The 13,921-nt window shown below is 37.1% G+C and carries 10 protein-coding genes; 6 read left to right on the top strand and 4 right to left on the bottom strand.

Annotated elements, in window-relative coordinates; all coding sequences use genetic code 11:
• Positions 1-88: 88 nt before the first annotated feature.
• The 3 genes from mreC (at position 89) to IGJ23_RS12490 (ending at position 3,236) form a co-directional block, all read left to right on the top strand.
• The gene (gene mreC / locus IGJ23_RS12500) at positions 89-943 is read left to right on the top strand and encodes a rod shape-determining protein MreC (protein ID WP_010720591.1); all 855 of its coding nucleotides are present in this window, start codon (positions 89-91) and stop codon (positions 941-943) included.
• Positions 944-946: 3 nt separating this feature from the next.
• On the top strand, positions 947-1,456 hold the full coding sequence (gene mreD / locus IGJ23_RS12495; RefSeq protein WP_010737284.1) for a rod shape-determining protein MreD: 510 nt from the start codon (positions 947-949) through the stop codon (positions 1,454-1,456).
• Between the two features lie 217 nt (positions 1,457-1,673).
• Positions 1,674-3,236, top strand: coding sequence for a C40 family peptidase (locus tag IGJ23_RS12490; protein ID WP_063627634.1), 1,563 nt, complete (start codon positions 1,674-1,676; stop codon positions 3,234-3,236).
• A 463-nt stretch (positions 3,237-3,699) separates the two neighbouring features.
• Here IGJ23_RS12490 and IGJ23_RS12485 read toward each other — a convergent pair whose 3' ends face one another.
• Entirely contained in the window at positions 3,700-5,502 is a 1,803-nt protein-coding gene (locus tag IGJ23_RS12485) for a M3 family oligoendopeptidase (RefSeq protein WP_123875111.1), read from the bottom strand.
• A gap of 118 nt (positions 5,503-5,620) precedes the next feature.
• On the opposite strand from IGJ23_RS12485, the gene IGJ23_RS12480 reads away from it, so the two are divergent.
• On the top strand, positions 5,621-6,127 hold the full coding sequence (locus tag IGJ23_RS12480) for a VanZ family protein (RefSeq protein WP_438775044.1): 507 nt from the start codon (positions 5,621-5,623) through the stop codon (positions 6,125-6,127).
• 233 nt (positions 6,128-6,360) lie between these two features.
• Here the strand turns inward: IGJ23_RS12480 and IGJ23_RS12475 are convergent, their stop codons facing one another.
• The 3 genes from IGJ23_RS12475 to IGJ23_RS12465 all read right to left on the bottom strand — a co-directional run bounded on the left by IGJ23_RS12475 (position 6,361) and on the right by IGJ23_RS12465 (position 9,467).
• Positions 6,361-6,804 (bottom strand): hypothetical protein, encoded by a 444-nt coding sequence (locus IGJ23_RS12475; protein WP_438775043.1) that lies wholly within the window; start codon positions 6,802-6,804, stop codon positions 6,361-6,363.
• Positions 6,805-6,915: 111 nt separating this feature from the next.
• Positions 6,916-8,322 (bottom strand): L,D-transpeptidase family protein, encoded by a 1,407-nt coding sequence (locus IGJ23_RS12470; protein WP_010720585.1) that lies wholly within the window; start codon positions 8,320-8,322, stop codon positions 6,916-6,918.
• A gap of 170 nt (positions 8,323-8,492) precedes the next feature.
• A complete protein-coding gene (locus IGJ23_RS12465; RefSeq protein WP_005875171.1) occupies positions 8,493-9,467 on the bottom strand; it encodes an L-lactate dehydrogenase in 975 nt (324 codons plus the stop codon).
• Between the two features lie 353 nt (positions 9,468-9,820).
• On the opposite strand from IGJ23_RS12465, the gene pth reads away from it, so the two are divergent.
• Entirely contained in the window at positions 9,821-10,381 is a 561-nt protein-coding gene (pth, locus tag IGJ23_RS12460) for an aminoacyl-tRNA hydrolase (protein WP_010720584.1), read from the top strand.
• A gap of 15 nt (positions 10,382-10,396) precedes the next feature.
• Positions 10,397-13,918, top strand: a complete 3,522-nt coding sequence (gene mfd, locus IGJ23_RS12455) for a transcription-repair coupling factor (RefSeq protein WP_438775042.1) — start codon at positions 10,397-10,399, stop codon at positions 13,916-13,918.
• Positions 13,919-13,921 lie beyond the last annotated feature (3 nt).

The following is a 13,921-nucleotide window of genomic DNA, read 5'->3' as shown; positions in this document are numbered from 1 at the left end:
AAAGCTTAAGAGAGGTGTCATACCTTTTGTTTCGCCTCAATTAGTGATAAAATTGACCATAAGAGTCTAATTAATTCGAGGTGTCTTTGTGAAGAAGTTCAATCCTAATAAAAATATTATTATTACCTTAATCATTGTTATCATTGTGGTGACAATCTTAAGTGTGACTGCCGCGCAACGAGCGAATGAAGGAAAACCTAATTTCTTCCAGTCTTTTGTCAATGACAGTGTTTCATTTGTTGACCGTGCAATCTCTGCGCCCGTAAGATGGGTCGAAAATGGAGTGGATTCAGTCCATAATCTTTTCACGACTTATTCTGAAAATGAGCGATTAAAAGAGAAAATCGATAGTTATGATGAATTAGCATTAAAAAATAAAAATGACCAAAAAGAAATCGAAGCATTAAAGAAAGAACTTAACTTAAATCAAACATTGACTAACTATGAAAAAGTAACGGCGAATGTGATTACACGCTCACCAGATACTTGGCAAGATATGTTGATCGTTGATAAAGGATCAAAAGATGGCATTGAAGTGAACATGGCGGTAATGGCACAAAAAGGATTAATTGGTCGAGTAGTTGAAGTCAATCGTACTTCTTCTAAGATCGAGCTGCTGACTTCGTCAAATGAAAGTTCGAATCATTTCCCAGTTCGGGTATCTTCTTCTAGTGGAGAAGCATTTGGATTATTGAAAAACTATGACGAAAAACTGCAAGCGTTAGTCGTGACACAATTAACTGGAGATACGAATATCAAAGAAGGCGACGTCGTTCAAACTTCTGGCTTAGGTGGGAACTCACCAGCAGATCTGCCGATCGGAACAGTCATCAAGACCAAACCAGATAGCTATGGCTTGGATCGTGAAGTATATGTTAAGCCTTACGCTGGAATGTATGATCTGCCAGTTGTGACGATCGTGCAACGACTGGTGGAGGATTAACCTATGCTGAAAAAAGATACAATGAAATATTACTTGCCAGTTGTATTGTTCTTATTGATGTTGATCGATGGGCATTTGACTAGAATGTTTGTCGAGTGGTCAAATGGGCAATACATGGCTAGTGCCCATTTTCTCATTTTGGCTTTGCTGTTTTGCAGTATGAAATTTCCTAAAAGGTATTTATTGATTACAACGGTCGTCCTTGGAGCAATCTTTGATACCTACTATATCGGTGTAATCGGGATCTATGCGGTGGCATTACCACTGATGGTCTTTATTATGTATTCGATGAGTTCTTATATCCACTTTAATATCTTTACAGAATTTTTTAGTATGATTATTTTTGTTACGGGGTATGAGTTGTTCACTTTAGCTGTACAATTGATTTTCAAATTAGTATCTGTAAATAACACTTACTTTATTACTAGATATCTTGGGCCAACTTTATTATTAACGATGATTCTATTCGCAGTTTTTGTTTTTCCATTCAAGAAATTATTCAGTGATGAATAATTTCTTTTTTTTGTACTGATTTCTGAAATAAATGTCATATTTTGTGAATAATCATTGAAACTTACATGTTTGTCATTTTAAGATTTTATTTTGAAATGTTTTTGTAACATAACTATTATATCGTTGACATACTGCTATGGTACAATTTTTATATCGTTAAGAAAGACTTAAATATATTTAGATATTTATTAAATTAAGCCAGTCGGAGGAATGAAGAGTGAAAAAGAGTTTATTATCAGCGGTAATGCTAAGTTCAATCGCTTTAACTGCCGTAGGATCACCGATCGCTGCCGCGGCGGACGATTTTGATTCTCAGATACAACAACAAGACAAAAAAATTGCAGACTTACAAAACCAACAAGCAAGTGCACAATCACAAATTGAAGCATTAGAAGGTCAAGTTTCTGCTATTAACACAAAAGCGCAAGATTTATTAACTAAACAAGATACATTGCGTAAAGAATCTGCTCAATTAAAACAAGAAATCAAAGATTTACAAGAACGTATTGAAAAACGTGAAGCAACAATCCAAAAACAAGCACGTGAAACACAAGTAAAAAATACTAGTTCAAACTATATTGACGCTGTGTTAAATGCAGATTCATTAGCAGATGCTGTTGGTCGTATCCAAGCAATGTCTACAATCGTTAAAGCAAACCAAGACTTAGTACAACAACAAAAAGAAGACAAACAAGCAGTAGAAGCGAAAAAAGCTGAAAATGAAGCAAAACAAAAAGAACTTGCTGACAACCAAGCTGCTTTAGAGTCACAAAAAGGCGATTTATTAGCAAAACAAGCTGACTTAAATGTCTTGAAAACTTCATTGGCTGCTGAACAAGCAACAGCAGAAGATAAGAAAGCTGACTTGAACCGTAAGAAAGCTGAAGCTGAAGCAGAGCAAGCACGTATCCGTGAACAAGCTCGCTTAGCAGAACAAGCTCGTCAACAAGCAGCTCAAGAAAAAGCTGAAAAAGAAGCACGTGAACAAGCTGCTGCACAAGCTGCACAAACACAAGCTTCATCATCAGCATCAACTACAACAGAAAGCTCATCAGCTGCACAATCTTCAAGTGAAGAATCAAAAGCTCCTGAGTCTTCAACAACAGAAGAATCAACATCTACTGAATCTTCTACAACAACAGAAAATTCATCAACTGGCTCTTCTTCTACTGAATCATCTTCAACAGAAGAATCAACAGTTCCTGAATCTTCTACACAAGAGTCAACACCTGCGAATACAGAAAGCAGTTCAAGCAGCTCTAATACAAATGTAAATAATAATACAAACAATAGTACTAATAACAGCACTAATAATAGCACTAATAACAGTACAACAAATAACAACAATAACAATAATACTGTAACACCAGCTCCAACACCTACACCAACGCCTGCTCCAACACCAGCACCAAATCCTTCTGGTAGTGTGAACGGCGCTGCGATTGTAGCAGAAGCTTATAAATATATTGGTACTCCATATGTATGGGGTGGTAAAGATCCAAGTGGCTTTGACTGTTCTGGATTTACACGCTATGTATATTTACAAGTAACTGGCCGTGACATCGGTGGTTGGACAGTACCTCAAGAATCAGCTGGAACAAAAATTTCAGTTTCTCAAGCAAAAGCTGGAGACTTATTATTCTGGGGTTCTGCTGGCGGAACTTATCACGTAGCTATTTCATTAGGTGGCGGACAATATATCCATGCACCACAACCAGGTGAAAATGTTAAAGTTGGTTCAGTTCAATGGTACACACCTGATTTTGCAGTAAGTATGTAATAATAAATAGAATGAACAGGAAGGGAAATCTTCCTGTTCATTTTTTTTGTGGCTCTATTCTTTTTGATGTTGGTGAAATTCACCAACATCTTTTTATGGTTTAAAAAGTATAAAAATGATACCCTATGATTCTAAGATTTCTTTTTACCAATATCCTTTGACAACGTGTCTTTTTTTAGTCTGTAATGCAATCTGTGAGTAAAAAATGAAGTTTATATGTAGCTATAAAATAGTAGGGGACATTGGTGATTTTCACAAAAAATGATCATGGATGTTTGGAATGAGAGACGAAGCGACCAAAATAAATGAGCTAGAGTGAAGAAGGTTGGTGTAAACCAATCACTCTTCTCTCTAGCTCATTTGGACTTATTAGTCAAAATAGGATTTCCGATGAATGAAAAAAATGCTATTTTTACTGTTTATGAATCGATCGTTTTACCTAGTAATGATTTAGCTTGATCAATTAACGAACATATTCTTCAGAAAGTGTCATGAAACTATTGATATCCTCTAAAACCATATCGATGCCAGCTTGCCAGAAATCTGGTTTCGTTAAGTCAACACCTAAATGTTTTTGAGCAAGTTCTTCGGTTGTCATTGAAGCTGTATCTCTTAATAACTCAATGTATTCTTGCTCAAAACTTGTCCCTTTTTTGTTTGCATAAGCATAAATACCTAAACTAAACAAATAGCCAAACGTGTAAGGGAAGTTATAAAAAGGAACATCATCAATAAAGAAATGCAATTTAGCTGCCCAGAAGTGTGGGTGGTAAGTAGCTAAGGCATCATGATAACCTTCTTTTTGAGCTTCAACCATCATTTGAGTGATTTCTTCTTCTGAAACAAGTCCTTCTTGTCGCGCAGAATAGAAACGATTTTCGAAAATGAAACGAGAATGGATATTCATAAACATGGCCAAAGCATTTTGTAATTTAGTATCTAATAAATTGATTTTTTCTTCTTTCGTTTTGGCTGCTTTTAAGGTAGCATCAGCGACAATCAATTCAGCAAACGTGCTAGCAGTTTCTGCAACATTCATTGCGTAATCACGGTTCAATGCTGGCAGATCCCACATGACACTACTATGAAAAGCATGACCTAATTCGTGGGCTAGCGTAGCTACTTCATTGACTGAGTTACTATAGGTCATAAAAATTCTGGATTCTTGGGTTTCTGGCAGCTCAGTACAATACCCGCCAGGTCGTTTTCCCGGACGATCCTCTGCTTCAATCCAACTTTTTTCAAATGCAGATTGTGCAAAGGTTGCCATTTTGGGACTGAATTTTTGGAAATTCTCAATGATAAAAGAGGCAGCTTCGTCAAAGGTAAACGTCTTTTCCTTTAGATCTCCTAAAATAATTGGTGCATCTTGATCTTGCCACTCCATTTTTTCTTTACCGAAAAGATTGGCTTTTCTTGTTAAGTAATCAACTAACGGTTGTTTATTTTTTTGGATAGTTGCCCACATCACATCAAGTGTTTCTTTTTTCAAACGATTGTATTCTAATGGTTTTTGTAAATAGTCGTTCATACCATGTAGTTTATAGGTTGATAAACGGAAACCATCTAAGTGATTTAATGTGTCCGATAGTAAAGACGTTTTTTCTTGCCAAGCTTTTTCCCAGGCAATAAATAACTTTTCACGTACGAGTGGATCTGGATCACCCATCATTTTATTGAAGGCTTGACCTGCTGACAAGTCAGTTACCTTGCCATTTTCTTCAAATGGAATCACGATTGTTCCCACAATTGTGTCGTAATGACTGCTCCACGCATTCAGCCCGTCTAATGAGAGTGTATTGATGATGTTTTCTTCTGCTTCGGACAATAAACGATGACCGTCTCTGCGAATCTCATTCATACGAAAAGCAATCAAAGAAAATTCATCTGTTTGGAGCAATGTTTGCCAATTATTGTCAGATATTTCTGCAAATTTTTTCGATAAAATCGTATCGGCTGATTGCCAACGTGGTAATAGTGCATATAATTTTCCTGATAAAAGCTTTGCTTGGGTATCTTTGACATTCGCAGATAACAAAGCTGTAATATAACTATTACATTGAGAAAAACCTTCTGTAATTGTTTCTTGTTGTTTGATCAGTGTCGTAAGTTCATCATTTGTACTAACTGAATGATCCCATTGATTAACGGATTGATAATAGGTATTGATTTGTTTTTCTAATTGTTCTAAACGTTCATTTAAGGCTGGGGAATCACTTCCACCTGAAAAAATTGAATCAAGATCCCAATTTAGTGAATATGTCATGAAAAAGCTCCCTTCAATTTATAATACAATTAGTATAGCATTATTTTCTTATTTAAGTCTCTAAGAAAAGTTTGTTGTTTCGCAAAAAAAGAGCTATTATAAATGGCAGAGGTGACTTATGAATTCAATAAAAAAACAAATGAAAAATGGCAACTTTTATTTAGTTATTGCAGTACTCATCATGGCTCTCTTATTTTACAGTTCATCGCAAACTTACGGACAACAATCCCAAGTCTCCAGGATCGAAGAGTGGTTTCCCAATCATCCGTTTAAACAAGTATTTGATAATATTCGTTTTACTTATGGCGATGGTGTAGTGAGTGTAGATCATTTAGGTTATGGTAAATTCGTTGAATTTTTCTTACGAAAAGGTGCTCATTTTGGGTCTTATTTTATTTTAGGTGGTAGTTTGTTTTTAGGGATCTTTCCTAAAATGAAAATCTGGTGGTTAACAAGTGTCTTAGCTTGGTTATCGGCGACCGGTTATGCTGGGTTAGATGAATTTCATCAGATGCTTACAGGGGATCGAACACCGTCTTTCCAAGATGTCATGCTCGATTCAATGGGGGCATTGACAGCGATTGTCTTATGCTTGATCGTTGGTTTTGTGAGAAAAAAATTTTAGGTAGAAGTATCAATTAGTGTACATGAAAAAATGAATTATAGAAGTAATTAAAATTGAGTATGAAGCCGAAAAATCCTAAAATAGTTTTCTATTTTAGGATTTTTTGGCTTCATTTCGTAGTATACTTGTGATTCATTTTTATAAAATAGAACTTGTGGATCAAAGCCTTGTTTATTTATTGATAGATTGGATTGGAATTTATTTTAGGAGTGGTTGATTTTATCCTTGAATCATTATCTGTACCTCCCTTTGGGCACTAGTTTTTTATACGGTGACGCCTTTTGTGTATCGCTGTATAATCCTTTCATTATTTCTTCAAACAGAAGTTCATATGTATGTAATAATTTCTGGTGATTAGTCAACTCATTTGATGATGAGCGAAAAAACCTATTCCATAGCGAATTATTTTGATCTTGATTCGCGATCGTAGTATGAATATTATCCAGTTGCTGAAGGATTGAACGGAGGAGGCCCTCACCATTTAAAAATGATTGCATTTTTCTCTTGTCACTAGCTAGTTTTTTGACTAAAATCTTTTGTTCAAATTCATTATTCTCTGGTTTGACGAGTAGTTTTTGCTGGTCTGCGATACTGGCGGATAATTCTAAGATCTGTTGCTCAGTGTAATCAAGAAACTGTTGATAATAAGTTTTTTTAGCTTGTAACTTATCGTCCATTTTATTCCCCCTTTGATAGTGATAGACGTAAAAAAACTGGTCTCTCTAAAGTTTAAGATAAACTTTAGAGAGAAACCAGTTTTTTTACGAATTCATTTTTTATTGAAGCTATCAGAAAATGATTACTGGTGTACCTTTTTCTACCATGCCAAACAATTCTTTCATGACACTTGGCGGCGTATTGACACATCCATGAGATCCACGAGTTTTCCAAAGATCGCCACCATATTCAGGTTGCCAGTCGGAATCATGGATACCAACACCGGTCCAGTCAACTGGCATCCAGTAGTTTACAGGACTTGCATAAGGGGTTCCATCATCATTCGTTCCTTTTAATGTAGCATTTTCCTCTTTGTTCCAAACATAGAAAACACCAGCTGGAGTAGGGGTCTTAGGTTTTCCAGACACGATGTCAGTTTCTAGCGCAACTTTACCATCTTTGTAATACCACATATGCTGGTTTTTTAAATCAACTTCGATATAGGTATCTTCTATTAAAGGATGATCAGCTGTTGTGGCACCTTGAACAATTGGTGATCGGGTAAAGTCTTTACCTGCTAAAATGGCTGACTTCAAAGCTTCTGTTTCTGCATCAGTTTTGATTGACCAACTATAGGTACCCACAGGAACCGTTACTTCACCACGTTTTGTACTTTTAAATTTTGTGTCATTCGTACTTGTGTTATATTTTTCTCCTAAACCTGTTACATAGTTTTTAACTTGTGTTGTATCTAAATCAACTTTACCATCTGTGTAAGTTAGCCAGTTAGCAATTTCAGAACGAGGTATCTGGAAAGTATTGCCGTTGATACTATAGGTTCCTTTGATATTAGCAATGGCATTCATTTCATCGACTTGTTTTGTTAAATTTTTATCGGTCGCTGTCACTTTTGGTTTTGTTTGAAATTTAGTTAAATCAATTTTGTTTTTGCCATCCTTCACACTGGTTTTCAGCGCGTTGATAGCTGCTGTCACATCAATCGTATCGCCAGTTACTTCTGGTTTTATTTTGAAAGAGTCACCAGATTTTTCAATCGTCGCATCTTGTGTCTGTGTCCGATCTTTATTTAATTCGGTTAGCTTATTCGTCGTGGAAGCCAGCGTTTCATCTAGTTTTTGATGATCAGTATCTTGCGGATCAATTTCTTGTTTTTCACTAGCGGAAACATAGTTCATGCCCCATGACCAAGCATTTTGTTGGTTTAACAATCGAGATAAATCTGCTGAAAAGTCATCTTTATAACCAAGCTCAGATTTTGCGATCTCTTCCCAAACTTTCCCATTTTCTTCAATCGTCAGCTTTTTATTGGAAAAGGTGTCTTTTAATTTGTCATTTGCCTGTTGCACGGTCAGGTTACTTACATTGATGGAATTAATTTCCGTGTTAGGTAAAAAATGATTGGTGTAATATGTACTGCGGTAAGCGTAAAAGCCGATTAATGCAAGGAATACGCCTAGCGTAGTTAATAGACCAATGTGTAGCGATTTCGATTTTTTATGATGAGAAGATCTTGTCATGCGGGCAGCTCCTTATTTGATAGTTTAGCGTATAACGAACTAATCATAGCATATTTTGAGAAAAAAGACGAAGGGGACAAATGATTTAGCAAAAATTTAACGATCGTTAAGTAAAAAAATCAAGCAGAATGCTGACATTCTGCTTGATTAAGTGGTTAAATTTATTCTAATTATTCAGCGTCTAATTTAGAAAAAGCTTCATCTAAGATTTCTTTTAATTGTTTAGCTGAAGCAGCCATACGATCTTGTTCGCTGTCACTTAGAGGGATTTCGATAACTTTTTGGATACCTTGACGGTTGATTACTGCAGGGGCACCAATGTAGATATCGTTCAAGCCGTATTCACCATTCATAAATACAGATAGTGGAAGTACAGCATTTTCATCATCTAAGATGGCACGAGTGATACGTGCTAAGGCTACAGCGATACCATAGAAAGTAGCGCCTTTCTTTTCAATGATTGTGTAAGCAGCATCACGTACACCAAAGAATAAGTTAACCATTGCTTCTTCATCAACGTCTGGATTGTTTTTAACCCATTCATAAATTTGTAAACCAGCAACGTTAGCATGTGACCAAACAGGAAATTCTGAGTCACCATGTTCACCTAAGATATAAGCATGGACGTTACGTGCATCAACATCAACTAATTCTGCAAGTGCTTGACGGAAGCGAGCTGAGTCAAGTGAAGTACCTGAACCGATTACGCGTTCTTTAGGGAAGCCTGAGAATTTCCAAGTTGAGTAAGTTAAAATATCTACTGGGTTAGCAGCAACTAAGAAAATACCATTGAATCCTGATTCAACAATTTGTGTTACTACATCGCGGTTGATTTTTAAGTTTTTATTTACTAAGTCTAAACGAGTTTCACCTGGTTTTTGTGGTGCACCAGCAGTGATAACTACTAAGTCAGCATCATGTGCATCTGCATAAGTAGCAGAGTAGATTTTTTTAGGTGAAGTAAATGCTAGAGCATGTGATAAATCAATAGCATCTCCTTCAGTTTTTGCTGTGTTGATATCTACGATACCTACTTCTTGTGCAATGTTTTGAGTAACTAGAGCAAAGGCATAGCTAGAACCTACGGCGCCATCTCCAACAAGAATTACTTTTTGATGATCTTTTTTTTCTGCAGCTGCAGTCATTATATATCAATCCTTCCATTGATTTTGTTTTTTCCCATGCCTATGCTAACATTTATCAAGCCCGCTGTCACGCTATTTGGCTATAAAATATAACAGATAACAAGGTTGTATTATATGTAAAAGCTTACATGTGCGTGATTTCACTATTTTTAAAAGGTTATTAATTTATTAGACTTTGAAGAAAATTTTAATTTCTTTATCATTTGTTAAACATTCTCTTTTTGTTGAAACAGGTACTTGTGTGTTATACTTAATAGTAGAAAGTAAAAAAATGAAAAAATGAGTCAAAGACTGGATTGCTTTAGGGCGCTCCAGCCTTTTGTGCTGCTTTTTTCAATTAGGTGGTAGAACAAATGAAAATGATCGTAGGGCTTGGAAACCCAGGAACCAAATATGCACAAACCAAACATAATATCGGCTTTATGGTCGTTGATCGCATGGCTGAAAAGCAACAAGCTGTGTTTAAAAAAAATACATTTGAAGCGGAAGTTGCAGAGTTTTTCTATCAAGGAGAAAAAATCTTATTAGTGAAGCCGCAAACTTTTATGAACGAATCTGGTCGTGCTGTAGGACCATTAATGACTTATTTCGGTATTTATCCGGAAGAATTAGTTGTTGTTTATGATGATTTAGATCTTGTAACTGGCAAGATCCGCTTGCGCCAAAAAGGGAGTGCTGGAGGGCATAATGGAATAAAAAGTATCATTTCTCACTTGAATACGAATGTATTTGACCGTATCAAAGTAGGCATTGGTCGACCAGAAGGAAACAAAACTGTTGTTCAACACGTGCTAAGCCCATTTAGTAAAGAAGTTCAACCATTGATTGAAGCAAGTATCGATCAGTCAGTGGCAGCACTCGAGTTTATGCTGGATGGTCATTCGTTTATCGATACGATGAACAAATTCAATTAGCGAAGGAGGAAAAAAATGGATATCGTTCAATTAATTGGTAAAGATCCACAGGTAAAGGAATGGCTCAACCAGATAGAAGAAAAATCACCAAGACAATTGATCACTGGTTTAGCTGGTTCAGCCAAAACTCTTCTCTTTGCTCGAGCGTTCAAAAAAACAAAGAAAAACTTAGTCGTATTAATGCCTAATCTGTATTATGCGAATCAACTAGCAGAAGATTTGCAACATGTTTTGCCAGCAGAACAAATACATTCTTTTCCAGTAGATGAAGTTCTTTCTGCGGAAATGGCTTTTTCTTCCCCAGAAGCAAGAAGAGAACGAGTTGCTACACTAAATGCCCTGCAACAAAAACAACCAGGGGTCTATTTATTACCAGTAGCAGCATTGCATAAACGATTACCCAGTCCAAAAGTTTGGAAACAAGCCCAATTGACTTGGCGAACGGGAGAGGAAATAGCCGTTGACGATCTGCCTCGTCTATTGACTTTATTAGGCTACGAACGAGTTGAGATGGTGGCAAAAACAGGAGAGTATAGTATTCGTGGCAGCATCATTGATATCTATCCGATCAATCTCGAACATCCCGTACGTATCGAATTATTTGATGTAGAGATTGACTCCATGCGATATTTTGAAGTAGAAACTCAGCGCTCGATCGAAAAAGTAACAGAAATTTGGATCGCACCGACAAGTGAACAGGTCTACGACCAAGCTGATTTACTTCATGGGATTGACCGACTGGAAAAGTTGTTAGAAAAGAAACTAGCGACGATTTCAGAAGAAACAGACCGCCAATTCGTGCAGGATTATTTTGGACAAGTGATCGCGCAATGGCAAGCAGGAAATCCGACAGAAGACGCGAAACTTTATGCTGATCTTCTTTATCAAGAAGAAACGACGATCCTTGATTATTTTCCAACAAGTAGTTTATTCATTGTGGATGATTATCAACGAATCATGGAAACAAATCGGGAGATCGAAAGAGAAGCAGCTGAATGGCAAACACAAAAAATTAGTGAATTACGTGTCTTCTCAGAGCAAGTCTTTTTCAATGATGTGCATAAATTAGTTCAAAAAGAAAAATTTGTGACGACTTTTTTTGCGCTTTTTCAAAAGGGTATGGGGAATTTACGTTTTCAAGCGATTCACAATTTTCAATATCGTACGATGCAACAATTTTTTGGTCAAATGCCATTATTGAAAACAGAAATGGACCGATGGCGTAAGCAAGAACAAACAGTAGTCATCTTTATTCCTACGAAAGAACGGATTAGAAAAGCGGAGCAGATGTTACGTGATGAAGAGATCCTAGTCGTGGAAACCGAAAAAGAAAAACTGATCAGAGGACAAGTGCAACTAGTGGAAGGGGCGCTGCAAACAGGGTTCGAACTTCCTCAAGAGAAAATAGTCGCAATTACGGAAAAAGAAATTTTCCAAAAAACGACGAAGAAACAAACACGGCGACAAACCGTAACTAATGCGGAACGTTTAAAAAGCTATAATGAACTAAAAGCAGGCGACTATGTCGTTCACGCAAATCACGGGATCGGTAAATATATTGGGATGGAAACGTTAGAAGTGGATGGTGTCCATCAAGACTACATGACGATCCTTTATCAAAATGACGATAAATTATTTATTCCGGTTACCCAGCTGAATTTGATCCAAAAGTATGTTGCTTCTGAATCAAAAGCACCTCGTATCAATAAATTAGGCAGTAGTGAATGGACGAAAACCAAAAGAAAGGTTTCGTCTAAAATTGAAGATATCGCAGATGATCTGATCAAACTATATGCTGCCAGAGAATCAGAAAAAGGGTATGCGTTTGGACCGGATGATGGGTATCAAAAAGAATTTGAAAATGCCTTCCCATACTCTGAAACGGATGACCAATTACGGAGTGCCGCAGAGATCAAACGAGATATGGAAAAAGAAAAACCGATGGATCGTTTGCTCGTTGGTGATGTTGGCTACGGTAAAACGGAAGTGGCTTTACGAGCTGCTTTTAAAGCCGTCAAGGAAAGTAAACAAGTTGCCTTTTTAGTTCCTACGACCATTCTCGCCCAACAACATTATGAAACGATGTTGGAACGTTTTGAAGGATTTCCAGTAAATGTAGGTCTATTGAGTCGTTTCCGAACGAAAAAACAACAAAAAGAAACGATTGAACAATTACGTACTGGACAAATCGATATCGTAGTCGGAACGCATCGTATCTTATCTAAAGACATTGAATTTAGTGACTTAGGGTTATTGATCGTTGACGAAGAACAGCGTTTTGGTGTAAAACATAAAGAACGTTTGAAACAACTACGTGCCCAAGTGGATGTCTTGACGTTAACAGCGACACCGATCCCACGGACACTCCACATGTCAATGCTCGGGGTTCGTGATTTATCAGTGATCGAAACACCGCCTGCCAATCGTTATCCGATTCAAACTTACGTGATGGAAAAAAATCCTGGAGCGATTCGTGAAGCTATCCATCGAGAAATGGGGCGTGGCGGTCAAGTGTTCTATCTCTATAATCGAGTAGAGACGATCGAACAAAAAGTGGAAGAAATCCAAGAACTTGTACCAGAAGCACGAATCGGTTATGCGCATGGTCAAATGACTGAAGCACAATTAGAAAATACATTGTTTGATTTTATTGAAGGACAATATGATGTGTTAGTCACAACGACGATCATTGAAACGGGTGTCGATATTCCAAATGCGAATACGCTCTTCGTTGAAAATGCTGATTACATGGGGCTATCGACTCTTTATCAATTACGAGGTCGTGTGGGACGAAGCAACCGAGTGGCGTACGCCTACTTCATGTATGAACAACAAAAAATCTTGAATGAAGTCAGCGAAAAACGTCTTCAAGCCATTAAAGATTTCACCGAACTAGGCTCTGGTTTTAAAATCGCTATGCGGGATTTATCGATCCGAGGAGCAGGAAATCTGCTAGGTGCGCAGCAGCACGGCTTTATTGATGCTGTCGGATTCGACATGTATTCGCAAATGTTAAGTGATGCTGTTTTACGTAAACAAGGAAAGAACAACCAAGTGGAAAAAACAGCAGTTGAAATCGATCTTGGGGTCGATGCTTACTTGCCAGAAGAATATGTTTCGGACCAAAGACAGAAAATTGAAATTTATAAACGGATCAGGGAACTTGATTCACAAGAAATGCTTGATGAATTAGAAGATGATCTTTTAGACCGTTTTGGGGAATACCCTGAAGAGGTGGCACATCTCTTAACGATTGGCCAAATCAAAATGGATGGCGATCGCGCCTTGATTGAAACAATTCGCAAGCAACAGCAGACTATCGTCTTTAATCTAAGTAAAGCAGGAACAAAACGCTATACTGTAGAACAGTTATTTGAAGCTTTGACTGCAACAAAACTAAAAGCAAGTTTAGGTGTAGAAAAAGAAAAAATGGTGATTCGACTAACGGTTCCTAACAAGACCGATGAAGCAGTTTGGCTGCAAGAAATCCAACGTTTTGTCAAAGCTTTACGTGAACAAAAATATCTGTCTGCTTAGGAA

The organism is Enterococcus sp. DIV1682a, from assembly GCF_051711005.1.
Lineage (GTDB): Bacteria > Bacillota > Bacilli > Lactobacillales > Enterococcaceae > Enterococcus_B > Enterococcus_B hirae.
The sequence above is the reverse complement of the archived record's forward strand: the minus strand, read 5'-3'. Positions and strand labels throughout refer to the sequence as shown.